The sequence below is a fragment of the Bartonella sp. AD328YNZD genome (genome assembly GCF_042196425.1).
Genome location: NZ_JBHIQG010000615.1, coordinates 1 through 958 on the forward strand (window position 1 = coordinate 1; position 958 = coordinate 958).

The window sequence follows — 958 nt, forward strand, 5'->3', positions numbered from 1 at the left end:
GTAGTGTGCGTCTGAATTGAGTTAATCCACTTTTTTAAAGTCTATGAGGTCGGTTTGTGTTGTTACAGTCATTTTTGTTTCTGGTTGCAGTGGGGATGTATGGGTAATGATTAAAGTAACTTGGTCTTTTATATCTTCTTCACGTGCTGCTACAAAAATAAGGATTTTTGAAGGTTTGCCTTCTGAGGGAGCTACAGAAATATTAACATCGATTTCTGGTCCCGTTCGAAAATTCTTTGCTTTATCACAGAAGCCAGGGAATACTCGCGATTCTGCAACCGCGTCAGGATTAACATATGGTGATTGTATTTGCCAAGTTTTTTGCCTAGGTTTGTATATGATGCCATATCCAAGAATAAAGCGAGAACTATCTTTTAGCTTTATATTTAAAATATGGACGACAGTTTGTGCATTATTTTCTACCTTTAAGAAAAGAAGCGTCCACTTGTCCTTTGTTGGAAGATGCGGTCCAGTTGCATATATGGAAAGTGGCGGTCCTAAATCCTGTACTCTTTTGTTATCTAACAAAATTTTAATATGTTCTTCTGACCATTTTGCAATATCTTTTGTTGATTTTGCTTGCTCTTCAAGAGCTGCAGTTTGTTTTTCGCTTTCTGCAAATTTCTTGATTACCCATTTCTTATCTTGTGCTCGTTTTTTTGCGGCTTCTTTACGGTCTTTGCATCTTAAAATAAGCGCTACTGAAAGTGATCCGATAAATGACAGGAAACCCGTAAGAAATATCTTTATCCATTCTTGCATCTTTCCCCACCCCACTTTTTTAGAATCTTTGGCAGGATACTTTTTCACAAACATTTTTGCAAGACAGGCAATCACAACACGTTCTGTCATAGCACACATATAAATACGTAGAGCCTTAAGGGGGGATTATGATCACTAATGCACAAACCATTCTCTGTCTTGATCTAGGCACTAAGACTGGCTGGGCGCTTCGTGA

General features: G+C 38.0%; 1 protein-coding gene. It reads right to left on the bottom strand.

Features of this window, described 5'->3' with window-relative positions:
* Positions 1-21: 21 nt before the first annotated feature.
* The gene (locus ACFIO3_RS14055; protein ID WP_375608662.1) at positions 22-861 is read right to left on the bottom strand and encodes a hypothetical protein; all 840 of its coding nucleotides are present in this window, start codon (positions 859-861) and stop codon (positions 22-24) included.
* Positions 862-958: the final 97 nt, after the last annotated feature.

Bases quoted from the DNA above. Each gene is read 5' to 3' on its own strand.
- ACFIO3_RS14055 (WP_375608662.1), bottom strand. From the start codon at position 861: ATGTGTGCTATGACAGAACGTGTTGTGATTGCCTGTCTTGCAAAAATG.